Below are 26,472 nucleotides of genomic sequence, written 5' to 3'. Positions count from 1 at the left end.
CCTATGCTCGATGTTCCAAGATCATGCCTTGGATTGCTCAAAGATTTCCCACGCTTTTTCATAGTCCTTCTCCCGATCCGGGCGGGTGAAGGGAGCGTGGTATTCGATGGTGGTTTCCCAGGGGCCGTCGGGGAGGGTGTCGTCGAGCCAGGTCTTACGGACGACGCCTTCCTGCATGTCTTTCACGTCTTCCCAGCCGAGGGCGATGTTGTAGTCGGTGCGCTCCGGGGATTCGATGGAGTAGTGAATGTCCTGCTCCAGTTCCTTCTTGTTGGCCTTGCGGGGCAGGCCGACGCCGGCGAGGCCCTTGCTGGGGGTGAAGATGATGCGGCCGCGGGCGTCATACCAGGTGTCGGCTTCATTTTGGCGCATGACGTAGAACTGCACGCGATAAATGGTCTTGAGTTCTTCCAGGGTCATGCCCAGTGTCTGGGCGACCAATACGTCGATTTCCACCAGGGCCTGACGGCGGGCGTAGTCGTTGCGTAGCGCGCAATGTCGCTGCCACTCCGGCGTCAGATTGGCAAAGAAGTCATGATCCAGCAGCGGGCTATCGCTGGCCCATTGGGCTTGCTTAAAAGCGTCCTGCCAGCAGGACTGCCAGAGTTCTGAATAATGGTTGGTTAGACAGTTTAATGATAATAGCCTCGTTGAGGCCTGAGGAACTTTTTCTAGTAACGGGAATGCAGACCAAGTGGCCATTAGGTTGCTCCTTCCCGTTGTCTTTGTGTAAAAATCTCCTGCCAGAGAAGTACAAAATAAAGCTTGCTTAATTAAGGTCAGATTGTTCTTGAATGCTGTTGTTTGCGCACCATGAATATGTCCGCAGCCTTTCGGAAGGATAGAAGGGATTAAGGTTCTTTCTCCGGACTGTGAAAGCATTCCACGGTATGCTAATCGATAATAGTCCGTGACCTTGTTCGGTTGTGTTTTTCCTTCCTCAATCCAGCTGACACGGGGTGTTCGGCCTGCGTAGGTATCCGCATCGCAGGCGGGGACATAGTTTGTGCGCGGCAGGTAGTCGTCGGGGAGGGTTTCTAGATCCAAGATATCGTAGTGCCCCTTTTCAGTGCAGACCGAGCGAGGCGTCTTGTACATAGGTAAGCCAATATAGAAATGTGGGCCGCTAAGGATCCACTCGCTGGAGCTTTTGGGAAAGCATGTTTTCCGCTGGATGGTGCCGTCTTTCTGGGCATTGGTCTCGTGCCACATTTCTAGAGACACATAGTCTCCAGTCATGTCCGCCAGGCGGGTAGGCTGTGCGGCGAAGCGCTCCAGAACACGAATCAACTGTCGTATATGTAGGGCAGGTAGTCGCGCCTGCAGTGGCTGTGTGCCCACCTCGTCATATAACGAAGCGAAAAGTTCTAAAGATTGTTTGTTAATCTCAATGATTCGGTCGGGGTGCCCTTTGGTACTCCACGTGAAATTAAATTTGCTGCCATCCCAAGTTTCATCCTTGATGCCAGGTGCTTCTTTCTCTGGCAGTGAGGTATGCGAAAAGTCGATGACTTTGGGATGAAAGACGTTAGCTATAGCCTTAAATGAAGGTTCTGGCTGAGGCCGCGAGTAAATGTTGATGCCGTAACGGCGTGTGCCTCCGATCGGAAATAAAAGAAGCTCATTCTCGAACTGAAAATGTGCTCGCAGTCGGGGATAGACTATCTCCCGGAAGCTACCTCCTTTGGGGTCGTCATAGATCCCCTCCGGGTGCAGGAAGCCTGCCACACCCTGTTCGCAACCCAGTCGCCAGGCGGTGGGCAGAAAGCACTTGTAGAGGTTGGTCTGCACGCCCTTGAGCAGCGGGTAGTTGGCGGCGCTGTTGAGAAAGGCCTGGGTGCCTTCGCTTTCCTCGTATTCGCGGCGCCAGGCGCCGAGCAGGCCGGGGTGGTCGTGAAAGGCCTGTTCGCGCAGGGTGGCGAGCTGGCTGGCGGAGGTCTTGCGCAGGGCGAAGGCGGGCTGGTGGTCGCCCATGATGCCGCCTTCCTGCCATTCCACCTTGAGCCAGGGCGGGTTACCCAGCACCAGGTCGAAGCCGCGGCGGCCGCTGACGGCGCCGGAGAACACATCGGCGTATTCCAGCTCCCAGTGGAAGAAGCGACGGGCCTCGGCCAGCTCGTCGGCGAGCTTCAAGCGCGGGCAGGCGCGGAACAGGGTGGCCAGCTTGACCACGCCGAAGCGGTCGACGAAGCGCCGGCCTTCCTCGATGCCCTCGGGCTCCTGCTGGAAGAGGTCGGGGATGTCGTGGCTGGGGCCGGCGCCGATGGTGTCGCCGAGCAGCAGGGTTTCCAGGTCCCAAAGCCATTCCTCGCGGCTGGGCAGTTCCTCGGCGCGGTCGATGGGCCAGAACCACAGCGCACACCAGTAATCCATGGCCAGCTTGAGGCGGCGGTAGGCCGGGGCGCTCTGCTGGTAGCGCTCGGTGAGCGAGGCTTCCATGGCGTCCTTGAAGGCCAGGCTGGTGGGCTCGCCGTTGGCCTCGCGGCCGTAGATGGGGTAGGGGTCGCTGGTGCGGGCGCGAATGCGGGCCAGCTCGCGGGCGTGCTCGACCCACAGCGCCTCGACCTGCTGGCTGAGGCGTTCCAGGCGCTGGCGCTCTTCGGGATTGAAGGGCGCGGTGAAGCCCTTCTTCCACTGCTTGATGGCAGCCAGTTCATCGCCGAACAGCTGCTTGGCGACCTTGTCGGTGTAGTCGGCCATGCCGGTGAAGGGCAGCAGGAAGTGCCAGATCCGGCTCTCGCCCAACTTCTGATCGGGCGCATGACCATCACTTTGTTGCGCGGTGTTCTCCGCCTTGTTGTCACCGGCCACGGTCCCGGCTCCGTCCTTGGCGTCCTCGACCACCAGCGGGATGGCGTCGCCGGCGCGGTTGAGCCAGGCGGCGGGGTCCTTGGGCTTGAGGCCGAGGGCGCTGGCCGGGTAGGCCTCGCGGCGGGCGCCGATCAGCGAGTTGCCGGTGCGCAGCTGAAAGCCGAACCAGGGCACGAAGCGGTCGGATGAGAGGGCGCCGAGCCATAGCGAGACCTCGGCGAGCTCCACGGCCACGGGGTTCAGGTCGACGCCGAAGACGCTGTGGTCGGCCAGGTACATCTTGACGCGCTGCTTCTCGGCGGCGTATTCGGCCTGGGGAATGCGCTCGGCGCTGGGGTCGTGCTGCTGTTTGGCGCTCTGAGCCAGGGCCAGGTACTTGTCGGCGAGCTGGTCGATGGCCTCGTTCAGGAAGGCGGCGCTGCCCATGGCTGGCTCGCAGAGGGTCAGGCTGAGCAGGCGCTCGGCGCGGGTGGCGTCGTCGGGCAGCGGGTCGAGCTGCTCGGCGTAGACCTCCTTGAGGGCGTACTTGACAAGTGACCGGGTCAGCACCTCCGGGGTGTAGTAGGAGGCGCTCTTTTCGCGGTCGCGCCCGGCCAGGCGGTAGAGAAAGCGCCCACGCGGGTGGCGGCGCAGCTGCTGGTAGCCGTCTTCGTCGCGGTCGAAGACGCGCTCGGCGTCGCTGAACTGTTCGAGCTGCTCGGCGGTGACGAAGTAGCCGGTGTCCAGCGGGTCGGGGTTGGCCTCGCCGGCGCGCTTGACCTCGAAGAGGTCCTGCTCGGCGAAGAAGCCGCGATAGCTGAGCAGGGCCTCGTAGACGGCGCCGAGCTGGTTGATGCCCAGCCGGGCGTAGCTGATGCGCCCGCGGCGGCGCTTGCCGCGGCCCTTGGCGGGGCGCGAGAGCGACATCAGCTGGATGATCTGCTGCAAGATGACGTTGGGGAAGACCACCTTGTCGAGCAGCTTGGTGCGCTGAGGGTCGAAGAGGTGGCTCTTGAGCGCCGGCAAGGTGAAGGCGTCGTCGTCCGTGCCGCCGATGTCCTCGAAGTCGAGCTGTTCGTTGCTGGGCGCTTCGACGCCTTCATGCACCAGGCGGAAGAGCCGGGTGATGGAGTGGTGCAGGAAACTGCCCTGGCGTTCGCGCTCGCTGGTCATCGGTGTGAGTTCCAGCTGGCGCAGGCCCTCCAGAGAATAGCCGCTGAGGTAGGTGGCGCTGTCCACCGGGGCGTAGCCGAGCTCGGGGCGAGCCTCGATGTAGAACAGGAACAGCAGGCGGTACATGGTACGCAGGCATTCGCGGGAGAGCTGGTCGGGGTCGAGCTGGCCGGAGTAGATGCCTTCCTTGCGGCTTCGGGCGCGCTCGATGAGCTGGCGGGCGGCTTCGTTGCCAAGCAGCTCGATGCCTTCGCGCAGGGCGTACTTGAGGTCCTCGCTGACGCCGTAGGCGTGCTTGTGGGCGTTTTCGTCGAGGGTGTCGAGCAGGCTCTGGCCGTTGGCGTCGAGCAGCGACTCGCGGCCGAGCAGCACGCTGGCGGCCTTGAGGGCATCGGTGTCGCGGCGTGTGAGCAGTTCGACCCAGTCGAAGCGCAGCAACTGGCCGCGGGCGAAGCGGCTGCGGTCGATGAGCACCCATTGGTGCGGGGCCACCAGCAGCACCCAGCGCGGCGGGCGCTCCTGGGCGAAGACCAGGCGGGAGAGCAGGCTTTGCCAGCTTGGCGGCGTTTCGCTTTCGAGTTCGCGCTGGAAGGCGCCGGGTAGCGGGGTCTCGTCGAAGCTGAGGTACTGGGCCGGCAGGGGCGCGGCGGCCAAGGGGTCGCCCTGGGGCTCGTCGAAGGGCAGCGATTCGATGACCCACAACAGCGGCGCGCCCTGGGTGTCGTTAAGTTCGGCGAGCAGCGGCACTTCGGCGTCGTCGCTCAGCGCACGGCGTTCCGGCTGGACCGCGTAGCCGAAGCGTTCGAGCATAGGGCGGGCCAGCTCGCGGGCGGCTTCGATGACCTCGTGGCGGCGGCCACGACGGATCAGCGTCTGGGTGGCCTCGATCTCGCGCAGGCGCTCGTGTGCGCCACGGCGAAGCCCGGCCCAGGGCGTGTCGCCGCCGGTGTCGTTGGCCTGCTGCTGCCAGGCCTCGATGACGCCGCGAATGTCGCCTTCGAAGATATCGGCGAGGTAGTGCTCGCTGTAGAACTCGTTGTCGTTGATGATGCCTGCGTGTGCCATAGCCTTCCTTGCCTTAACGCGTCTTTGCCTTGCCTGCCGTGGCCGGTGGCTGTGTGTGTAGCGATGCGAGTCGTTGCTGCCAGTCGTCGGGAAACCCCATGGGCTGGCGCGGGATATCGGGATACTCCGCCAGCAACGTCTGCAGGCGGCCGGGCCAACGGGTGTCCGGGCTGATCTGGGTGGTGAGATACGTCAGCATGGCCAGCACGGTGAACAGGCGACGTGGTACATCGCGCCCCGGGCGGCCGTCGGGGGTGGAAATGTTGTCATCCCATCTGGGCGGTATCCCTAGCTCACGATTCCATAACCGGGCGTGGTGGGCGCAGATGTTGCGTACGAAGGTCAGGGTATGCAGCCAGCTGCCCAGGACCTTCTGATGAAGGCCGAAGCGCGTCGCGATGGCCTTGCGGTCACGGTCCCGGGCCAGCCCCTGATACAGATGCGAAATGCTGCCCAGGCTCATCTCCTCGAGTGCCGCCCAGGAGGGTGGCAGGCAGGGGTCGGAGTAGGTTTCTGCATAGAAGCGTGGATAGTTGTCGCGTTTGCGACTTTCGATGCGCTGACGCTTTATCTCGTCGGATACGCGGCTCTTCTGGATCTGCTGCTGTTCGCGCTGAAACTTCTTCCGTTCCGATGCCAGCGTGTTCTCGATATCACCGATCATGCGGCCGAAACGGTAGTGGTGTACGAACTGCTGTCGGTCCAGATACCAGTGAGCCCCATAAGCTGGTGCCATATGGTGGCTGATGCAGGCGCGCACGGCGATCTCGACTCTTTCCAGCGCCGTCATCAGCAGCTGCCGCAGGTCGCTGTCGAAGCGATAGACCCGAACGATATCGGCGAGCCTGCTACCGGGCTTGAAGGCGTGCTCGCTATCCTCGGGAAACTGGAAAGGCCGCATATAAGGGCTGAGCCTGAACAGCGTGGTGACTTCCAGCAGACGGAGGGCTCGTTCTGCATTCTCTACCTGGAGGCCGCGTTCGATCAGCAGGTCGAGCTGTTCACGGGCGGTGAGGGCAGGCTTGGCGAAGCGTGTCATGTGGCCACCTCCTGCTTGGGGTGGCCGTGGCCCTTGTGATAGGCAATAAAAAACCCGCGCGATTTAAGCGTAACTGCCGGAGCAGCCATAGGCTTGGCGGGTGTGTTGCCGAGTATTATAGGTACGCCGATATCGGCCCGCAAGGTGGCTGCCGCTATCCGGGCACGATAGGGCGTCAGGGCAGACGGCATCCAGGTGCGCGCTTGTTGCGTCATGCTCGTCATGTTCCGGGGACCGCCGATGTGGCCGGGTCGCCGGTGAAAACGGCGGCGACCTGGAGCCAGGGCTGGTTTTCGATCTGCTGGGTGGCTTCCAGCCAGTTCTCGTAGTCCTTGAAGATGTGCTCGAGCCGTGCGGTGCGCTCGTCACGGCGGCGTTGCTTGCGGCTCTCCTGTTCGCGGCTGCTGCTGAGGTCGAGCTCGATCTGTTGCTGGTGCCGCGTCTTCAAGGCATCCATGGCGTTCATCTGGGCGTTGAGGCGGTCGTTGATCTCGCCTTCACGCTGTACGCGGACTTCGTGCAGATAGCGTTTCGCGGCCTTGACGGCGTCGGGCAGGGTGGCCTGAAGCAGGCTGTTGTCGCCCGGGATGCCGGGGTTGGGCAATGATTCGGGGTCAAGCGCCAGTTCGCTCAGGGCATCATCGAGCGACATCGGTTCGCCGACGCTGCCGTCGCTGGTGTCGATGGGGACGGCACACCAGGACTGGATCAGAGCCTGGCCGCGACGGTTGGGGTAGCCGCCATGCAGCAGTACGCGGGCCTGGCCTTCGGGCAGGGCGGCGGGCACGCGGATGACCGGGGCGGTGTGCCGGCCGAAGGCGTTGAGGATGCGGTCGCGAAGCCATTCGAGCACCGGGTGCAGAGGCCAGAGGTACTGCACGACGGGCCAGGGATCGTCTTCCTGGCGTGCCTGGTCGAGGGCCTGCTGCATGCGCTGCGCATCGGCGGTGAGAATGAAGCGGTCGTGTTCGGGACGAATCTCGCGGGGCAGATAGGTAAGCCGCTGGCGCAGGTCTTCGGGCGCGGTCAGTTCCAGGCGCTGGGCCTGCTCGTCGACGCTGGCCTGGAGCTCCTGCCCCTGTTCGCGCATGGCCTGGCGCAGCCAGTCGATGGCGGCGCGGGACCAGGCCAGGGTGCTGGGATAGAGCCGGGGCGGTTGGGTGGTCAACTCGTCGAGAGTGGTGGCCGGTCGGGTGTCGGGAATAAAGGCGTCGAGTGGTGATTCGCTGTCGTTGAGCTGGTCGTCGAGCAGGCCGGCGAAAAGTGCCGAGAGGTCGTCGGGGTCGTCGTCGCGCTCGAGCACTTCGGTGACCTGCGCTTCCTGTTCTTCCTGTGTGCGGCCGGCGGTAAACTCGGACGGATCGCCGATATTGCGGCTGGCCTGGTCATCCTTGTCGATCAGTACCTCGAGCACGCGCTGGTCGCCGCGTACCTTGGGATGCTCGGATTCGGTGATCAGGTAGCGAATCTGCGGCGGTTGTGTCTGGCCGTAGCGGTCGATGCGGCCGTTACGCTGCTGGAAGACCATCAGCGACCAGGGAATGTCGAAGTGCACCATGCGGTGGGCGCGGTGGTGTAGGTTGATGCCTTCGGCGGCGACGTCTGAGCAGAGTAGCAGGCGCAGTGGGCTGTCTCCGCGATTGAAGGCCTCGACGGTGGCCATGATGTCTCGGTCGCGATCGGTGCCGCGCAGCACGCCGACCTGTTTGGCCTTGAGGCCGATGTCACCAGGCAGATGCGCTTCGAGAAAGGCCAGGGTGGTGAGACTTTCGGTGAAGATCACCAGGCGGTCGTCGGCGTCTCGTTGCCAGCCCATTTCGCCCTGGCCGGGCTTTTTGCCCAGCAACTCGAGCAGGCTCTGGTACTTGCTGAAATGCTCGGGGGTGATGGCGCGCACGGCCAGCGCCAGGCCTTCCAGGCTGTCGATATCGGCACTGCGCTCGGGGGTGTGTGCTTGTTTCTGCAGCTTGGCCAGGCGGTTTTCGATGGTTGAGAGACACGCTGCCGGGCTGGAGAACAGCGTCTTTTCCAGCCGTGTGCGGAACAGGCCGCTGCCGGCGGTGCGCTGGCCGTCCAGGGTGTGAAAGGTGACGTCCATCAGCTGCTCGAAGGCGTGCTCTTCGTGCGCGCTGGCGGTGGCGTAGTGGCGGTCGATCTGGCGGTCGGGGAAGTCCCCGAGCTGGTCGCGCACGTCCTTCTTGAAGCGGCGAATCACCAGGCCCTTGTCGCGGAAGTCTTCGTGGGCGTACTGGCTGGGGTTGGTGATGGCCGTGGGGTCCAGCATGTTCATCAGGCTGGCGAAGCTTTCCGGTTTGCCGTCGTGGGGCGTGGCCGAGAGCATGATCAGGGTGTCGGAGCGAGTGGCCAGCAGTCGGGCCAGGCGTGCGCGTTGTGAGGCACCCTGGCCGCCGGCGCGTTCGGCGACGTTGTGGGCCTCATCGATGATGATGATGTCCCAGTGAGCCTGTTCGAGGTAGTGGCGGTACTCGATGTCCTGCTTGAGGGTGTCGATGGAAATGATCGACCGATCGAAGTAGTGAAAGGGGTTGTGGTTGGCCGGGATGCGATTGCGTACCCGGGCCAGGCCCTGGGAGTCGAGGCGTGTCAGCGGGATGGTGAAGCGGTTCCAGAATTCCTGCTGGAACTGGCCGAGCATGGATTTGACGGCCAGTACCAGGATGCGTTTGCCGCGTCCGCGGGCGATCAGCTCGCTGGTGAGAATGCCGGCTTCAAGCGTCTTACCCAGGCCGACGGCATCGGCGATCAGCATTCGTGCCCGAGGCTGGGCCAGTGCCTGACGCGTGGGTTCGAGCTGGAAGGGCAGGGCGTCCATGGCTGCGTGGTGGCCCATGTGGATGCGGTCATCCGTCGGCGTGGTGTCGCGTAGCTGGGTGGCCAGGGTCAAAAGGCCGGCACGGTGGCCCTGTGAGAGATCGTCCACCAGTTCAGTGGTCGCCGGGTCGAGAATGCGGATGTCATCCTCAAGGCGCGTCAGGAACTTTGCCTCGCGGCCGCGCACCAGTTCCGACAGGCCCGTGCAGCTGAGCTGCTGCCCTCCATCGCTGGTCTGGTCGAGGCGGGTAAGACGCCATTCGGCATCGCGGATTTCCAGGCGCATTCCCGGAGCAAGCTGCTGGCCCATGTTTCCCCTTTGCTTCCTGCGTTGGTGACGCGGTGTCCTCTCCCCTGGCGCGGGGCACGTCCCGGTCTCTTTAGGTGTTCTGATTAATGTTTGATTAGCTTATCAAAGGCAAGATTGCGACGTCTGCTTCCTTTCCCCTGAAGGTGGGGGATCTCTGTGCGTATGTACAAGCCTGTGGATGCATCCAGGCACTTTTTCAGCCCGGTCGAGGGTAGGCTTCATGGGGGACAGGCGAAGTGCACCGGCGCCCCCGGCCCACGCTTTGCGCCTGGGCCGCCACCCGGTAGAATACGTGGCATCTCTTCAAGCCCGTCGGTCGGCGATCTTCGCATCGGCGGGGCTTTCGTGTTCGGCTGCCAGCCAGCCCAGCCGCAAGGATTCCGAGCTGCATGAGCTATCAGGTTCTGGCCCGCAAGTGGCGGCCGCGTACCTTCCATGAACTGGTCGGCCAGGAGCATGTCCAGCGCGCGCTGGTCAATGCCCTGGACCAGGGCCGGCTGCACCACGCCTACCTGTTCACCGGTACCCGCGGGGTCGGCAAGACCACGCTGGCGCGCATTCTGGCCAAGTGCCTGAACTGCACCGCGAACGGGCAGGGCGACGAGGGCGTGACCTCCACGCCCTGCGGCCAGTGTCCCAGCTGCGAGGCCATCGATGACGGTCGCTTTGTCGATCTGATCGAGGTCGATGCCGCCTCGCGCACCAAGGTCGAGGACACCCGCGAGCTGCTCGACAACGTGCAGTACGCTCCGACCCAGGGCCGCTACAAGGTGTACCTCATCGACGAGGTGCACATGCTCTCCACCAGCAGCTTCAACGCGCTGCTGAAGACCCTGGAAGAGCCGCCGCCCCACGTGAAGTTCCTGCTGGCCACCACCGACCCGCAGAAGCTGCCGCCCACGGTGCTGTCGCGCTGCTTGCAGTTCACCCTCAAGCACATGCCGCCGGAGCGCATCGTCGGCCACCTCTCCAAGGTGCTCGAGGCCGAGTCGGTCTCCTTCGAGGAGAGCGCGCTGTGGCTGCTCGGCAAGGCCGCCGAGGGCTCCATGCGCGACGCCATGAGTCTGACTGACCAGGCGATCGCCTTCGGCCAGGGCGAGGTGCGCCACGCCGACGTGGCGGCGATGCTCGGCACCCTCGACCATCGCCACGTGCTGGCGCTGCTCGAGGCCATGGCCGAGGTCGACGCCGCCCGGGTGCTGTCCGAGGTCGCCGCCCTGGCCGAGCAGGGCCCGGACTTCGCCGGCGTGCTTGACGACGTCACCGGCGTGCTGCACCGCCTGGCCGTGGCGCAGATGGTGCCCGACGCCCTGGACAACGGCCACGGCGACCGCGACACGCTGCTGGCGCTGGCCGCGCGTTTCACCGCCGAGGACATCCAGCTCTACTACCAGATCGGCATCCAGGGCCGCGGCGACATGGCCCACGCGCCGGACCTGCGCACCGCCCTGGAGATGACCCTGCTGCGCATGCTGGCCTTCCGTCCCCAGGGCGTACCGAAGCCGGCCCAGACGCCGCTGCCCATGCGCGGAAGCGGTGACGGCGGCTCGCCCGCGGCCGGAGGCGGCACCGGGCAGTCGGGTGGCAGCGATCAAGCCGCCAGCGCCGCTCAAGCGTCGAGTGCGGCGCCTGGCGCTGCGGTATCGCAGCCGGCGGCCGAAGCCGCCCCGGCCACTGAGCCGACGCCTGAACCGGCTCCGGCGCCAGCGCCGGTCGAGTCCGCCGCGTCGCCGGCACCGGCCGAGGCCCCCGCTGATCCGCAGCCGGCTCCCGAGGCCGCGCCGGAACCCGCGCCGTCCGCGGTCGCGGCAGCCGAACCGCCGCCGTGGATCCTGGACGAGTCGGCCGCGTCGGCGCCGGTCGAGCCCGAACCGGCCCCCGTGGCCGAGGCGCCAGCGCCTCGGCCTGAACCGCAGCCTGAACCACGGCCCGAGCCGGCCCCTGAGCCCGCTTCGGTCGCGGCGGCTCCCGAGCCGGAGCCCGAGCCGCAGTCCGCACCTGTCGAGGTGCCGGCCGAGGCACACGCCGCCGACGCCGCCCCGGGCGAGCTGAGTCATGCCGAATGGCTGACGCGCTTCGACGCCCTGGGCCTGTCCGGGCTGACGCGCAACCTGGCGGCCCATTGCGTGGTCGAAGCCGATGACGGCAACGCCCTGACGCTGCGGCTGGATCCGTCCCAGGCGGCGATGCAGGCCGACGTTCACGTCGAGCGCATCCGCGAGGCGCTGGCCGGGGCCGGTTTCGCGCGGCGCCTGACCATCGCCGACGGGCCGCTGCCCGAGGGCGTCGAGACGCCGCGCCAGCGCGCCGACCGCCTGGCCGCCGAGCGCCACGCCGAGGCGGTGGCCGCGCTGCAGGCGGACCCCCAGGTGCAGAAGATCCAGCAGGCCTTCGGCGCCCGGCTGATCGAGACCACGGTGAAGCCCGCCGAGGCGGCGCGTCACTGAACGGACGCGAACGACACGCGTCGTAAGGGTAACGCCGACCATACACGACACCGGCCGCCCGGGCGGTCGGACAGAACATCCCATCGAGAGGACGTCACCATGATGAAAGGTGGAATGGGCAACCTGATGAAGCAGGCCCAGGAAATGCAGGAGAAGATGCAGAAGGCCCAGGAAGAGGTCGCCAAGGCCGAGGTTCACGGCGAGGCCGGTGCCGGCATGATCAAGATCACCATGAACGGCCGCCATGACGTGCTCAAGGTCGACATCGACCCGAGCGTCATGGAAGAGGACAAGGAGCTGCTCGAGGACCTGCTGGCCGCCGCCGTGAACGACGCCGTGCGCAAGGTCGAGGCCAACTCCAAGGAGCTGATGGAAGGCGCCACCTCCGGCCTGAACCTGCCGCCGGGCTTCAAGATGCCGTTCTGAGGCATCTCGCCGGAACGCAAGGCACGAGAGACGGGCGCCCGCGTGGCGCTCGTCTAGCCCCATGACGAGACGCGAGTCCCCCGACCCATGAGTTTTTCTCCCCTGGTCGAACGGCTGATGGAGGCCTTCCGGGTGCTGCCCGGCGTCGGCCCCAAGACCGCCCAGCGCATGGCCATGCACCTGCTCGAGCGCGACCGCGACGGCGGCCGGCGGCTGGTGGAGTCCCTCGGCACGGCCCTCGAGGCGGTCGGCTACTGCCGGCGCTGCCGCACCCTCACCGAGGAGGAGCTGTGCGGCATCTGCGCCAGCCCGCGCCGCGACGACGGCGTGCTGTGCGTGGTGGAGTCCCCGGCCGACCAGCTGGCCATCGAGGAGGCCGGCGGCTATCAGGGCCGCTACTTCGTGCTGCACGGCCACCTGTCGCCGCTGGACGGCGTCGGGCCCGAGGACATCGGCCTCGACCAGTTGGAGGCGCGGGTCGCCGAGGCCGGCGTCGAGGAGGTGATCCTGGCCACCAATCCCACGGTGGAAGGGGAGGCCACGGCCCACTACATCGCCTCCCAGCTCGCCCCGCAGGGGCTCAAGCTCTCGCGCCTGGCCTATGGCGTGCCCATGGGCGGCGAGCTCGAATACGTCGACGGCGGTACCCTGAGCCGGGCCTTCAACGGCCGGTTGCCTTTCCAGGGCGAATGATCGCCGTCCCATCCCTGCCATGCCGGATGACCGCATGTCCCTGACACCCGAGATCCGCTGGATCGACACCCCCGAGGCGCTGGACGCCGCCTGCGCCGAGGTGGCCGAGGCCGACGTCCTGGCCCTGGATACCGAATTCTTCCGCGAGCGCACCTTCCACCCGGTGCCGGCGCTGATCCAGTTCTGCGCCGGCGGGCCGGCCTATCTGGTCGACCCGCAGGAGGTGAAATGTACCGAGCGTTTCCGTCGCCTGCTCGCCGAGGGGCCGTTGAAGCTGCTGCATGCCTCCAGCGAGGACCTGGAGGTCTTCGCCCATTGGGCCGGCGTGCCCATCGCGCCGCTGGTGGACACCCAGATCGCCCAGGCGCTGCTCGGTGAGGTGCCCTCCATGGGCTACCAGAAGCTGGTCGAATATTGGGTGGGCGAGACCCTGCCCAAGGACGAGACCCGCTCCAACTGGCTCGAACGCCCGCTCTCCGACGCCCAGAAGACCTACGCCGCGCTGGACGTGGTCTACCTGCTGGACGTCTGGGCGCATCAGCACGAGTCCCTGGTGCGCCACGGCCGCCTGGAATGGCTCGAGGAGGACTGCGCCGCCTTGGTGGATCAGGCCTCGCGCAGCGACGAGGCGGACGGCCAGTGGTACCTGCGCCAGCGCAACCTGTGGCGGCTGGGGCCGCGTCAGATCGAGGCCTATCGCCTGATGACCACCTGGCGCGAGGGCGAGGTGCGTCGCCGCGACCTGCCGCGCAGCTGGCTGGTCAGCGACAAGCTGCTGTTCGCCATCGCCGAGCGTCTGCCCGAGAACCGCTATGAGCTGGCCTCGGTGGAGGGCGTCAAGCCGCCGCTGGTCAAGCGTGAGGGCGACACTCTGCTGGCGCTGATCAAGGAGGCGCGCCTCCTCGATGAGGCCGAGCTGCCCTCGGTGCCGCTGTCGCCGCTGTCGCCGGCCTTCAAGCGCTGCCTGAAGGCGATGAAGAAGGTGGTGAACCTCGAGGCCGAGTCCTTGGGTCTGGCCCCCGAGACGCTGATGCGCCGCCGTGACCTGGAGGCCCTGGCCAGCGCCCGGCTGCGCGGCCGCCCGCTGCCGCTGCCCGTCGGCTGGCGCGGTGAGCGCCTGGCCGATGCCCTGGAAGATGCCCTGAACGAGGTCCCCGCATGACCACCATGAACGGCAAGCTCTTGTGCGAGGTGTTCAAGAGTCCGCGCAAGGATGAGATGTACCTTTACGTGGACAAGCGCCGGGGGCTCGAGGACGTGCCCGAGGCGCTGCTCGAGCGCTTCGGCAAGCCGGTCTCGGCGCTGACGCTGATCCTCACGCCGGACAAGCCGCTGGCCCGCACCCGCGGCGCCGAGGTGATGGCCGCCATCGAGGAAAAGGGGTTCTACCTGCAGATGCCGCCGGCCAAGGAGGATTATCTGCTGGATCTTTATAGAACGCCCACCGAAGCGAAATACTAGGCTTCCTTCGGACTTCGGACTTCGGACTTCGGACTTCGGACTTCGGACTTCGGGCTTCGGGCTTCGGGCTCGGCTATGAGATGCGCACATGGGGTCAGACCCTTCAGCAACCTTAGGAGCAAGCTCCTAAGGCTGCTGAAGGGTCTGACCCCGGGCATGATCCGGCCTCGCGCAGGAGAGAACATGAGAGAGAAATTCTGGGAGCGCTTCCCGCTGGAAGAGCTGACCGATGAGGAGTGGGAGGCGCTTTGCGACGGCTGTGGCCAGTGCTGCCTGCTCAAGTTCCAGGACGACGAGGGCGACCTGGCGGTGCTCAACGTGGCCTGCGAGCTGCTCGACATCGAGGGCTGTCGCTGCAGCGACTATGCCAATCGCTTCGCGAAGGTGCCGGACTGCCAGCAGCTCACCGTAGCGCGCATCGAGGAGTTCCGCTGGCTGCCCAAGTCCTGCGCCTATCGGCGCCTGGCCGAGGGGCGCAAGCTCGCCGGCTGGCACCCGCTGATCTCCGGCGATCCCGAGCGGGTGCATCGCAAGGGCATCAGCGTGCGCAGCTTCGCGGTGTCCCAGTCCGAGGTGCCCGAGGAGGAGCTGGAGGACCATATCATCGCGATCTTGCCGATCGACGGTTAGGTCTCCCGACAAGGGGCATGACGAAAAGAGGCGGCCAGGGGGCCGCCTCTTGCATTTCTGCGCCGCTCAGGCCTCCCGCGTCTCCAGCCCCAGCGCCCACAGGATGAAGGCGTCCTGGCGGGCGTTGTCGTGCCAGCCCTTGAAGCGCCCCGAGGCGCCGCCGTGGCCGGCCTCCAGGTCGGTGCGCAGCAGCGTGGGGTGGTCGCTGCCGTCCACGCCGTGGCCCTCGGCCAGCTCAGTGAGGCGGGCGTAGAGCTTGGCCGGTTCCCAGTAGGGCACCCGGGTGTCGTGCCAGCTGCCCTGCAGGAACACCGGCGGCCAGGGCCGGTCAGGCAGGTTGTCCAGCGGCGAGTAGTCGCGGATGCGGCTGCGGGCGGCAGGCTCGCGCGGGTCGCCCCATTCGCTGTACTCGGCGGTGGTCAGCGGCAGGTCGGGATTCTCCATGGTGCGCAGCACGTCGACGAAGGGCACGTCGAGCACCGCGGCGCGGAAGCGCTCCGGTGACAGGTTGAGGCTGGCGCCGACCAGCAGCCCGCCGGCGCTGGCGCCGTAGGCGACGATGCGCCCGCCGTCACTGACGCCCTGTTCGACCAGGGCGTCGCGGGCGGCCAGGAAGTCATGGAAGCTGTTGGTCTTGTGCTCGAGCTTGCCGCTCAGGTACCAGGGCTCGCCGCGGTCGCCGCCGCCGCGCACGTGGGCCACGGCGAAGGCCGCGCCGCGGGCCAGCAGCTCCAGGCGTGCCACCGAGAACCAGGGATCGAGAGTCTCGCCGTAGGCGCCGTAGCCGTAGAGCAGGGTGGGCAGTGGATGGCCGACCAGGTCGGCGCGCATCACCACCGAGACCGGCACGCGCTCGCCGTCGTGGGAGGTCGCCCACAGTCGCTCGCAGGCCAGCTGGTCGGGGCGCAGGTCGCCGTGCACCGGCTGCTGCTTGAGGCGGCGGCGCTCGCCGCTGTCCAGGTCCAGCTCGGTCCAGGTCGCCGGCAGGGTGAAGGATTCCTCGCGCAGCCGCAGGCGCCGCTCGTCGAAGTGCGGGGCGTCGGCCAGGCCCAGGCTGCAGGGCGTCTCGGGCAGCGGCAGGCGCTCGTCGCGGTGGAAGGCGTGGTCGGCGTCGAGCTCGATCACCCGCAGGTGGACCTGGGCCTGCTGATGGTCGCGCTCGCTGGCCACCAGCCCCCAGCTGAAGGCATCGATACCCTCGAGGGTGGTGTCCTGGCGGTGCCCGATCAGGCGCTCGGGCTCGCCCTGCGGGTCGCTCTCGTCGACCCGGTCGAGGCAGAAGTGGGGCGCCTGGCGGTTGTGCAGCACGTAGAAGTGGCCGGGGCGGTGATCCACGCCGTACTCCACGCCGCGCTCGCGGGGACGGAACAGCGCAGGCGCCGTGGCCGGCGAGGACGCCGGAACCAGGTGCACCTCGCTGGTGTCCTTGGAGGCGGACTCCAGCACCAGCCACTCGCGCGAGCGGGTCTTGCCGAGTCCCAGCCAGAACTCCGGGTCGTCCTCGCGCAGCATCAGCGACGGCTCGCCGGCGTTCGGCGTCGCACCGAGGGTCAGCGGCAGCCGCCAGATGCTCTCGGGGCGCTGGGTGGCGTCATAGCGGGTGAACAGCAGGGTGGCGCCGTCCTCGGCCCAGCACAGCTCGGGGCCGATCTCCTCGAGCAGCGCCAGCGGCTCGCCGTCCGGCAGGCGTTTGAGCCACAGGGTGAAGATCTCGTCGCCCTGGGTGTCCTCGCTCCAGGCCATCCAGGCCTCGTCCGGCGACAGCGACATGTCGCCGATCTCGAAGAAGGCGTGGTCGGCGGCGCGGCGCTGCAGGTCGAAGAAGGGCTCGCGGCGCTCGGGCTCGCCGTTGGGATGGCGCCACCAGACCGGATGGTCGGCGTCCACGGCGGTCTCGCTCCACACCGTGAAGTGGTCGAGCGCCGTGGGCAGGCCGTGAACGGCCAGCTCGCGGCGCGCCAGATGGCCGTGGTAGAGGCGTTCGGTGAGATCGTCCAGGGGCGCGAACCAGGCCTGTGAATGGGCATTGGCGGCCTCGAGGAAGGCCGTCACCTGCGGGTCGTCGCGCTGCTCCAGCCAGTGCCAGTCGGGGTCGTCGGCGCGCCGGAACGCGGCGGTCGGGTGGGGGGCGTCGGTCATGTTCGTCTGGCCGGGGACACGTGGCGGCTGTGCTTTCATGGTGCGGGATGTACCATACTCGGAGTGAATTCAACGAAATGCGTCTCGCGACGCGTAATGACGAGGTACCGATGCTACTTTCGGATTCGATGTCCCTACTATGGCTGACCTACGCCGCGCTGTCGCTGGTAGTGCTCGGCACCGGCTACCTGGGGCTGGCCTTTCTGCCGCGCCTGCCGCGGCTGGTGATCACCTGGGCCGTGGGCGGGGTGATGTGGGTGCCGGCCACCTTCGAGCTGGCGCTGACCACTGATGAGGGCACCTATCACGGTGTTGCACCGGCGGTGGTCGTCGCCGGTCTGGCGTTTCTCAAGGGCGATGCCGGCACCATGATGCCGGCGCTGCTGCTGGTGGCGGTCGCCGCCGGCCTGGGCGCCGTGGTCGGCCTGCTGCTGTGGCGGCGCGGCCATCGCGCCGCCGCTCGCCAGGCACAGCAGCGCGAGAGCGCCGAACAGGGCCGCCAGGAAGGCGGCGAAGCGCGACGAGAGCCGGTGATCGGCTAAGGAATCGGGATGTCTGAAGGAGCTCGCGGCCGTGTCGTCCGGCCTTGCCTGGCCAGGTTGCTGGCGCTGTGCCTGGTGGCATGGGCGGTCGCCGTCTCGCCGGCGTGGGCCGAGGAGAAGAGCGCCGACGTGCGGGCCGTGGTCGACGTATCGGGCAGCATGAAGGCGCACGATCCCGACCGCCTGGCGGAGAGCGCCATGGGGCTGCTGGTGTCGCTGCTGCCGGAGAGCGCCAGCGCCGGCGTCTGGACCTTCGGCGAGCGGGTCGACAATCCGCTGCCGCTGGGCCGCGTCGAGGCCGACTGGCGCCAGCGCGCGCTGTCGCTGCCGCCGTCGTCGCGGGATCAGCAATACACCGATATCGAAACGGCCCTGCGCCGGGCGATCGATGCCGAGGCCAACGGTCGCCAGCAGCTGATCCTGATGACCGACGGCGTCATCGATCTGCCGCCGGCCCGCGGCAACAAGCCGGCCGTCGACCGCGCCTCGCGGGAACGGATCGTCGACGAGCTGGCGCCCGAACTGGCCGACCGGGGCGCGACGGTGCATGCCATCGCCTTCTCCGACGAGGCCGACCTGGCGCTGGTCGAACGCCTGGCCCAGCGCACCGGCGGGTTGGCCGCGCGGGTGGATTCGCCCGAAGGGCTGATGGGCGCCTTCCTCGATATCTTCGAGCGCATCTTCCCGGCCGATCGTCTGCCGCTGGACGACGACGGTGGCTTCACGGTCGACGAGGGCGTGGATCGTCTCTCGGCGCTGGTGTTCCACGATCCCGAGGCCGAGCCGCTGACGCTGGTCGGCCCCGATGGCACCCGCTATCGCGCCGATTCCGCCCCGGACGGCGCTAACTGGCAGGTCGAGCCGCGCTTCGACCTGATTCGCGTGCCCGACCCCGAAGCCGGGCAGTGGCGCCTCGAGGGGCCGGTGGGCGAGGGCAGCCGCATCAGCATCAGCGGCCCCTGGCAGCTGCATACCGCCACGCTGCCGGCGACCCTCTATCGCGGCTTCCCGGTGCCGGTCGAGGCCTGGCTGGTGGCCCAGAGCGAGGAACGCCCCCTGCCGGGCAACCTGACGCTGGAGGTCTCCCTCGAGGACGCCGATGGCGAGGTGCAGTCCTCGGTGACCCTCGACGCCGACGACCAGGGCCGCTTCCGTGGCGAGCTGCCGGCGCCGGCGCTCACCGGCAACGCCCAGCTGGTGGTGCGCGCCTCCGGAGACGGCTTCACTCGCCAGCGCCGCCAGGCGGTCAACGTGCTGCCGGCGATCGGTGCGTTGCACGATCCGGCCGAGGGCCGCGTGGTGCTGGCCGCCGAGCATCCGCGCCTGAATCGCGACAATACCGAGATTGGTGGCGAACTCGGCGGCGAGACGCTCGAGGCCGAGCCGGTCGGCGAGACCCGCTGGACGCTGGCGCTGCCCGAGCTCGACCCGGACCTGCGTCAGCCGCTGACCCTGACCGCCCGCGTCACCCTGGACGGCGAGACCCGCGAGCTGCGCCTCCCCCGGCTGATGCTCAATCCCGACGCGCGGGTCGGCATCGCCGGTGCCGGCGCCGGGCCGACCCTGGCCGCCGAGCGCTTCGCCGATGCCGACGAGGCCGCGGCGACCGAGGCCGAGCCTAGCCTCGCCGACCGCTTCGTCGAGGGCGTCAATGCGGTGCCGGCCAAGCTGCGTCTGGTGTGGCAGGAGGGCTGGCCGGGGCTGGTCGAGCGGGCCCGCGGCTGGACCGACTCGCCGATGTTCTGGATCCTGCTGATGCTGGTGATCGGCCTGACGCTGCTGCGCTTGCTCTGGCGCCACACCAGCCGCTCCCGTTCCCATGAGCGCAGGGACCCGTATGTGTGAATTGCTGGGCATGAGCGCCAACGTGCCGACCGATATCTGCTTCAGCTTCACCGGCTTCCTGACCCGCGGCGGCGGCACCGGTCCGCATCGCGACGGCTGGGGCATCGCCTTCTACGAGGCCGGCGGCTATCGCGACTTCCGCGACCCGCATCCCTCGGTCCATTCGCCCATCGCCCGGCTGATCTGCGACTACCCGATCAAGTCGCACATCGTGATCAGCCACATCCGCCAGGCCAACGTCGGCCAGGTGCGCCTGGCCAACACCCATCCCTTCACCCGGGAGATGTGGGGCCAGCCCTGGTGCTATGCCCACAACGGCCAGCTCGCCGGCTGGGAGGCGCTGCCGCTGTCGTTCTACCGGCCCGTGGGCGGCACCGACAGCGAGCATGCCTTCTGCTGGCTGATGGGCGAGCTGCGCCGCGCCTTCCCCGCGCCGCCGGACGACCGCCGGGCACTGTGGGCGCATCTGCACAATCTTTGCGAGCGGTTGCGCGGGCTCGGTGTCTTCAACCTGCTGCTGGCCGACGGCGAGTACCTCTACACCTACTGCACCACCAGGCTGGCGCATATCACCCGTCGGGCGCCATTCGGCCAGGCCAGCCTCTCTGATGCCGAGATGGCGGTGAACTTCGCCGAGCACACCACCCCCGATGACGTGGTCTCGGTGATCGCCACCGAGCCGCTGACCGACAATGAGGAGTGGGTGCGCATGGTGCCCGGCGAGCTGCTGGTGTGGCGGGACGGCGAGATTCAGGGTCGCTTCGTGGCGCAGGGTTGAACAAAAGTTTCAAACAGAAGTTTTAATTGCGTATTCCCTGAGAAGGAGCGACTGGGATAGGGTGGGGCATAGCCGCAATGCCATGACAACGCTGAATAACAACAGGGCACGATCCCGCAGGGTCGACCACAGCCTGGAGAATGCCATGAGCGAGCACGCCACGCCCGCCGTCCTCAGCGGCCCCGATCTCGAGGGCCGCGACGACTACGCCTCGGTGATGGAGGTCTTCCACGCCGCCATCGAACGCTTCGCCGACAAGCCCGCCTTCACCTGCATGGGCCGGACCCTGAGCTACGGCGAGCTCGACCGCCTGTCCGCCGATTTCGCCGCCTGGCTGCAGCAGGAGGCCGGGCTCGAGCCCGGCGATCGCATTGCCATCCAGCTGCCCAATCTGCTGCAGTTCCCGGTGGCCGTGTTCGGCGCCCTGCGCGCCGGCCTGGTGGTGGTCAACACCAACCCGCTCTACACCGAGCGGGAGATGGCCCACCAGTTCAAGGATTCCGGCGCCCGGGCCATCGTCATCCTGGCCAACATGGCGGCCAAGCTCGAGCATATCCTCGACGACACCGACATCGAGCGGGTGGTGGTGACCGAGATCGCCGACCTGCACGCCTTCCCCAAGCGGCCGTTGATCAACGCCGCGGTGAAGTATCTCAAGAAGATGGTGCCGTCCTATCGGCTGCCCGGCGCCTGGCGCTTCCGCGATGCGCTGGGGCGGGGTGCCTGCCTCGAGCACCGCGACATCGCTCGCGGCCCCGACGACATCGCCGCCCTGCAGTACACCGGCGGCACCACCGGGCGGGCCAAGGGCACCATGCTGTCTCACGGCAATCTCGTGGCCAACATGCTCCAGGCGCGCCAGGCGATCGGCCCGGGGCTCGCCGAGGGCGGCGAGACCATCATCGCGCCGCTGCCGGTCTATCACATCTACACCTTTACGGTGAACTGCCTGTTCATGATGGAGACCGGCAACCACTCGGTGCTGATTCCCAACCCCCGCGACCTGGACGGCTTCGTCAAGACGCTGAAGACGGTGCACTTCACCGGCTTCGTGGGCCTCAACACCCTGTTCAACGCGCTGTGTCAGCGCGACGACTTCCGCCGCCTCGACTTCTCTGCCCTGCATCTGACCATCTCCGGCGGCATGGCGCTGACCGGGGCCGTCGCCAAGCGCTGGGAAGACGTCACCGGCTGCCCGATCGCCGAGGGCTACGGCCTCACCGAGACCTCGCCGATCGTCAGCTTCAACCCCATCGACGATATCCGTCTCGGTACCATCGGTAGGCCGGTCGCCGGCACCGAGGTCAAGGTGGTGGATCTGGACGGCAACGACCTGCCGCTCGGTGAGGCCGGAGAGCTGTGCGTCAAGGGGCCCCAGGTGATGAAGGGCTACTGGAACCGCGAGGAGGACACCGCCGCGTCCCTCGACGCCGAGGGCTGGTTTCATACCGGCGACGTGGCGGTCTTCGACGAGGATGGCTATATCCGCATCGTCGACCGCAAGAAGGACATGATCCTGGTGTCGGGCTTCAACGTGTATCCCAACGAGATCGAGGACGTGGTGGCCCATCATCCCGGCGTGGTGGAGTCGGCCGCCGTGGGCGTGCCCGACGAGGACAGCGGCGAGGCGATCAAGCTGTTCGTGGTGGCCAGCGACCCGGACCTGGACGCCGCCACCCTGCGCACCTGGTGCAAGAAGGAGCTGACCGGCTACAAGGTGCCGCGCCACGTGGAGTTCCGCGACGAGCTGCCCAAGACGAATGTGGGCAAGGTGTTGCGCCGCCAGCTTCGCGACGAGGCGCAAGGTGAAGCGAAGGAAGAGGGTGAGGCGTCTTGAGTCAGCACTGATCGCGAGCCGGGGACAGGTCGAAGAGGGGGTTTTTGGCCATGGGTAAGGAGAACTTCTCCGAACGGGCTGGCCATGGAAGGCCAGCACCGGTCCGGCGAGCGGAGCAGGATGCGAGAGCGAAGCCGGGCCAAAGTAGCGCCCAGGGATGGGTTCACAGCGCCCCTCGCAGACCTGTCGCCTGCGGGAGTGCTCCGATACTGATATGAGGGGCGCATGGAGGGTCGATTAGCCCCCGACTGGTTCGCGGCGTTACAATGGCCGGCTCGCATCGCCCGACCGATGCGAGCCGTTCTGTCGTCCCGCCCGTTCGATCACCGGAGCCCTCGAGTCATCGTGAGTACCTTGACCCCAGCCCCCGACGCGCCCGAATCCGATGCCGCCGCCCTGGAAGCCCTCAGGGGCGAACTCGACGGCGTGCAGCTGCGCGACGCGCCCCGCCTGGGCAAGCGCCTCGCCGGCCTGACCCGGCGCTGCCGCCAGGGCAAACCGGTGGACCGTGGGCTCGCCGAGCTGCGCCGCGAGGTCGAGCGCTCCCGCGCCCGGGTCGAGGCTCGCGCCTCGCGCCCGGTAAAACTGTCCTACCCCGAGGAGCTGCCGGTCGCCGAGCGCCGCGAGGACATCCTCGAGGCCCTGCGTGATCATCAGGTGGTGGTGGTGGCCGGCGAGACCGGCTCGGGCAAGACCACCCAGCTCCCCAAGCTGTGCCTGGAGCTCGGGCTCGGCCGGCGCGGGCTGATCGGCCATACCCAGCCGCGCCGGCTGGCGGCCCGCTCGGTGGCCACGCGCCTGGCCGAGGAGATGGAGGTGCCGCTGGGCGAACAGGTCGGCTACCAGGTGCGCTTCACCGATCACACCGACGACGCCACCCTGGTCAAGCTGATGACCGACGGTATCCTGCTGGCCGAGACCCGGCACGATCCCGACCTCACGCGCTACGAGGCGATCATCATCGACGAGGCCCACGAGCGCAGCCTCAACATCGACTTCCTGCTCGGCTACCTCAAGCGCTTGCTCGACCGTCGCCCCGACCTCAAGGTGATCATCACCTCGGCGACCATCGACGTGGAGCGCTTTTCCGAGCACTTCGCCCTGGCGGGCGAGGACGGCACCAAGCGCCCGGCGCCGGTGGTCGAGGTCTCCGGGCGCACCTACCCGGTGGAGGTGCGCTACCGGCCGCTGACCCGCGAGGCCGAGGACGAGGAGGACCGCACCCTGCAGGAGGGCATCCTGCACGCGGTGGAGGAGATCCAGGCCGCCGAGCGCGAGAAGGGCTGGCTGCACGGGCCCCGCGACATCCTGGTGTTCCTGCCCGGCGAGCGCGAGATCCGCGAGGCCGCCGACACCCTGCGCCGCGCCGAGCTGCGCGACACCGAGATACTGCCGCTCTACGCCCGGCTCTCCAACGCCGAGCAGAACCGCGTCTTCGCCCCGCACCGCGGGCGGCGCGTCGTGCTCTCGACCAACGTCGCCGAGACCTCGCTCACCGTGCCCGGCATCCGCTACGTGATCGACCCGGGCCTGGTGCGCATCAGCCGCTACAGCTACCGGGCCAAGATCCAGCGCCTGCCGGTGGAGGCGGTCAGCCAGGCCAGCGCCGACCAGCGCAAGGGCCGCTGCGGCCGCGTGGCCGAGGGCCTGTGCATCCGCCTCTTTGATGAGGAAGACTACCTCGGCCGCCCCGAATTCACCGATCCCGAGATCCGGCGCACCAACCTGGCCTCGGTGATCCTGTCGATGCTGTCGCTCAAGCTCGGCAGCATCGAGGCCTTTCCCTTCGTCGATCCGCCCGACTCGCGCTTCGTCACCGACGGCTTCCGCCTGCTGTTCGAGCTCGGCGCGGTGGACGAGGGCCAGCGCATCACCCCGCTCGGGCGCAAACTCTCCCGGCTGCCCATCGACCCGCGCCTGGCCCGCATGCTGCTGGCCGGCGCCGAGCAGGGCGGCCTGCGCGAGGTGCTGGTGGTGGTCTCGGCGCTGGCCATCCAGGACCCGCGGGATCGTCCGGCCGAGAAGCGCCAGGCCGCCGACCAGGCCCATCGCCGCTGGCAGGACCCGGACTCCGATTTCGTGGCGCTGCTCAACCTGTGGCACGGCTTCGAGGCCGCCCGCGAGGAGCTCTCCGGCAACCGCCTGCGCCGCTGGTGCAAGGACCACTACCTCAACTACCTGCGCCTGCGCGAGTGGCACGATACCTTCCGCCAGCTGCGCCAGCTGCTGCGCGACATGGACATCGACGTGCCCGCACCGGCCCCGCTGCCGGCCGAGGACGACGACGGCGAGGCCGCCAGGAAGGCCCGCCGCGAGAGCGCCGTGCGGCTTCACAAGGCGCTGCTGCCGGGGCTGCTGTCGCACCTCGGCCAGCTGCTGGAGAACCGCGAGTACCAGGGGGCGCGCAACCGCAAGTTCATGATTCATCCCGGCTCGGGGCTGGCCAAGAAGACGCCCAAGTGGGTGATGGCCTTCGAGCTGGTCGAGACCTCGAAGCTGTTCGCCCGCACCGTGGCCAAGATCGATCCGGCCTGGATCGAGCCGCTGGCCGGCCACTTGGTCAAGCGCAGCTACAGCGAGCCGCACTGGGAGATGAAGCGCGCCCAGGTGGTGGCCTTCGAGCAGGTCACGCTGTTTGGCCTGGCGATCGTCAGCCGCCGCCGGGTGCATTTCGGGCCGATTGATCCCGTTCAGTCGAGAGAGCTGTTTATCCGCCGGGCCCTGGTGGAGGGCGAGTTCAAGACCCGGGGCGAGTTCTTCGCCCACAACCGCGCGCTGGTCGAGGAGGTCGAGAACCTCGAGGATCGCGCCCGCAAGCGCGATATCCTGGTCGACGAGGAGGCGCTGTTCGACTACTACGACGCGCGCATCCCCGAGGACATCGTCAACGGCAAGGGCTTCGAGGCCTGGCGCAAGCAGGCCGAGCGCGACGATCCGGACGTGCTCAAGTTCGACCGCGCCGCGCTGCTGGCCCGGGAGGCCGAGGAGGTCACCCAGGCCGACTACCCGGACGAGCTGGCGCTGAACGGCGTGCGCTATCCGCTGAGCTACCATTTCGCCCCCGGCGCAGAAGACGACGGCGTGACCCTGACGGTGCCGGCGGCGATGCTGCCGCAGCTGCCCGAGGGCCGACTGGAATGGCTGGTGCCTGGCCTGCTGCGCGAGAAGTGCATCGCGCTGCTCAAGTCGCTGCCCAAGGCGATCCGCCGCCAGGTGGTGCCGATTCCCGACTGGGTCGATGCTGCCCTGCAGGCCATGACACCGGACGACGTGCCGCTCACCGAGTCGCTGGGCGAGTTCCTGCGGGTCAAGACCGGCGTGCGGCTCGCGCCCGACGACTGGCGGGTCGAGGCGCTCGAGCCACACCTGATCATGAACCTGCGTGTGGTCGACCACGAGGGCCGCGAGCTCGGCCAGGGGCGAGACATCCGCGCCCTGGAGCGGCGCTTCGAGGCCGCGGCCGGGGAGGGCGCCCGCGCGCTGGCGAGCGAAGCCAGCGAGGCGGAGGCGCTCGAGACCCTGCCCGAGGCGCCGCTGCCGGAGTCCCGGGTCACCACCCAGGCCGGCATCCGCGTCGAGGCCTATCCGGCGGTGGTGCCGGAGGACGACAGCCTCAGGGTCGAGCTGTTCGACCATCCCGACAAGGCCCGCGAGGCCCATCGCCGCGGCGTGGTGCGCGCCGCCATGGCGCGGCTGCCGGACCAGGTGCGTGCCATCGAGCGCCTGCCCGGCCTGCAGCCCTGCGCGCTGTTGTTCGCCAAGGTCGGCAGCAAGCGCCAGCTGGCCGAGGACCTGGTCAGCGCCGTCTTCCAGCAGGTGGTGGCGGTCGATCCGCTGCCGCGCTCCCGCGACGAACTCGAGGCGCGGCTGGCCGAGACCCGCGACGCCCTGGTGCCCCACGCCGAGGAACGCCTCGGCATCCTCAAGCAGGCGCTGGAGGGCCATCTGGCGGTGACCAAGGCGTTGAAGGGCAATCTCAACCTCTCGCTGGCGCTGGTATACAGTGACCTCAAGGCCCATATGCAGCGCCTGGTGCATCCCGGTTTCGTCACCGAGGCCGGCGACTGGCTGGCGGAGTACCCGCGCTACATGGAGGCCGCGCAGATCCGCCTGGAGAAGGCGCCCCGCGAGCGCATGCGCGATCAGATGCACATGCAGGCGGTGCAGGACTTCGAGGCGCGGCTGGCCGCGCGGCGCGAGAGCGAGCGCCGCGGCGGCGTCGAGGACCCGGCGCTGGTCGAGTTCGGCTGGTGGATCGAGGAACTACGCGTGTCGCTGTTCGCCCAGCAGCTGGGCACGGCGCTGCCGGTCTCGGAGAAGCGCCTCGAGAAGCGCTGGAAGGAACTCACCGGGCGCGCCTGAGCGGGCCCCGGACTGGAGTGTTGCGGCGCCGCGGGCTACAGTGCCGGCAGCGTCGTGACCCGCAATACCGATCGACGATGGACACCAGAATGACGCGTAGGGA

At 67.7% G+C, this 26,472-nt stretch carries 15 protein-coding genes; 11 read left to right on the top strand and 4 right to left on the bottom strand.

Features of this window, described 5'->3' with window-relative positions; genetic code table 11:
- Nucleotides 1-21: 21 nt before the first annotated feature.
- The 3 genes from MYL53_RS06155 to MYL53_RS06145 form a co-directional block, all read right to left on the bottom strand.
- Nucleotides 22-5,028: a DNA methyltransferase family protein gene (locus MYL53_RS06155; RefSeq protein WP_247852753.1), complete on the bottom strand. Its 5,007-nt coding sequence runs from the start codon at nt 5,026-5,028 to the stop codon at nt 22-24.
- 13 nt (nt 5,029-5,041) lie between these two features.
- The gene (locus tag MYL53_RS06150; RefSeq protein WP_247852752.1) at nt 5,042-6,067 is read right to left on the bottom strand and encodes an Abi family protein; all 1,026 of its coding nucleotides are present in this window, start codon (nt 6,065-6,067) and stop codon (nt 5,042-5,044) included.
- Between the two features lie 220 nt (nt 6,068-6,287).
- Nucleotides 6,288-9,209 (bottom strand): DEAD/DEAH box helicase, encoded by a 2,922-nt coding sequence (locus tag MYL53_RS06145; RefSeq protein WP_247852751.1) that lies wholly within the window; start codon nt 9,207-9,209, stop codon nt 6,288-6,290.
- 389 nt (nt 9,210-9,598) lie between these two features.
- Here MYL53_RS06145 and dnaX point away from each other — a divergent pair, with 389 nt between their 5' ends.
- From dnaX to MYL53_RS06115, 6 genes are all read left to right on the top strand, one after another.
- Nucleotides 9,599-11,656: a DNA polymerase III subunit gamma/tau gene (gene dnaX, locus MYL53_RS06140; RefSeq protein WP_247852750.1), complete on the top strand. Its 2,058-nt coding sequence runs from the start codon at nt 9,599-9,601 to the stop codon at nt 11,654-11,656.
- A gap of 99 nt (nt 11,657-11,755) precedes the next feature.
- Nucleotides 11,756-12,082, top strand: coding sequence for a YbaB/EbfC family nucleoid-associated protein (locus MYL53_RS06135; protein ID WP_247852749.1), 327 nt, complete (start codon nt 11,756-11,758; stop codon nt 12,080-12,082).
- 87 nt (nt 12,083-12,169) lie between these two features.
- The gene (recR, locus tag MYL53_RS06130) at nt 12,170-12,775 is read left to right on the top strand and encodes a recombination mediator RecR (protein ID WP_247852748.1); all 606 of its coding nucleotides are present in this window, start codon (nt 12,170-12,172) and stop codon (nt 12,773-12,775) included.
- Between the two features lie 34 nt (nt 12,776-12,809).
- Nucleotides 12,810-13,937, top strand: a complete 1,128-nt coding sequence (gene rnd / locus MYL53_RS06125) for a ribonuclease D (protein WP_247852747.1) — start codon at nt 12,810-12,812, stop codon at nt 13,935-13,937.
- The gene (locus tag MYL53_RS06120; protein ID WP_247852746.1) at nt 13,934-14,236 is read left to right on the top strand and encodes a YcgL domain-containing protein; all 303 of its coding nucleotides are present in this window, start codon (nt 13,934-13,936) and stop codon (nt 14,234-14,236) included. Before rnd ends, MYL53_RS06120 begins: the two co-directional genes overlap by 4 nt.
- A 183-nt stretch (nt 14,237-14,419) precedes the next feature.
- Nucleotides 14,420-14,866, top strand: a complete 447-nt coding sequence (locus MYL53_RS06115; RefSeq protein ID WP_247852745.1) for a YcgN family cysteine cluster protein — start codon at nt 14,420-14,422, stop codon at nt 14,864-14,866.
- Nucleotides 14,867-14,932: 66 nt separating this feature from the next.
- Here MYL53_RS06115 and MYL53_RS06110 read toward each other — a convergent pair whose 3' ends face one another.
- A complete protein-coding gene (locus MYL53_RS06110; RefSeq protein WP_247852744.1) occupies nt 14,933-17,044 on the bottom strand; it encodes a S9 family peptidase in 2,112 nt (703 codons plus the stop codon).
- Nucleotides 17,045-17,115: 71 nt separating this feature from the next.
- Between MYL53_RS06110 and MYL53_RS06105 the strand changes: the two genes are divergently transcribed.
- The 5 genes from MYL53_RS06105 to hrpA all read left to right on the top strand — a co-directional run bounded on the left by MYL53_RS06105 (nt 17,116) and on the right by hrpA (nt 26,369).
- Nucleotides 17,116-17,547 carry a hypothetical protein gene (locus MYL53_RS06105; RefSeq protein WP_247852743.1) on the top strand — a complete coding sequence of 144 codons (432 nt, stop codon included), beginning with the start codon at nt 17,116-17,118 and terminating at the stop codon, nt 17,545-17,547.
- A 9-nt stretch (nt 17,548-17,556) separates the two neighbouring features.
- Nucleotides 17,557-19,392 (top strand): vWA domain-containing protein, encoded by a 1,836-nt coding sequence (locus tag MYL53_RS06100; protein ID WP_247852742.1) that lies wholly within the window; start codon nt 17,557-17,559, stop codon nt 19,390-19,392.
- Nucleotides 19,385-20,170, top strand: a complete 786-nt coding sequence (locus tag MYL53_RS06095) for a class II glutamine amidotransferase (RefSeq protein WP_247852741.1) — start codon at nt 19,385-19,387, stop codon at nt 20,168-20,170. Before MYL53_RS06100 ends, MYL53_RS06095 begins: the two co-directional genes overlap by 8 nt.
- A 145-nt stretch (nt 20,171-20,315) precedes the next feature.
- Nucleotides 20,316-22,007, top strand: coding sequence for an AMP-binding protein (locus MYL53_RS06090; RefSeq protein ID WP_247852740.1), 1,692 nt, complete (start codon nt 20,316-20,318; stop codon nt 22,005-22,007).
- 345 nt (nt 22,008-22,352) lie between these two features.
- Nucleotides 22,353-26,369 (top strand): ATP-dependent RNA helicase HrpA, encoded by a 4,017-nt coding sequence (hrpA, locus tag MYL53_RS06085; protein ID WP_247852739.1) that lies wholly within the window; start codon nt 22,353-22,355, stop codon nt 26,367-26,369.
- Nucleotides 26,370-26,472 lie beyond the last annotated feature (103 nt).

Origin of the sequence: Halomonas getboli, assembly GCF_023094245.1 — a bacterium.
GTDB lineage: Bacteria > Pseudomonadota > Gammaproteobacteria > Pseudomonadales > Halomonadaceae > Halomonas > Halomonas getboli.
This window is presented reverse-complemented; position numbering and strand designations above follow the sequence as displayed.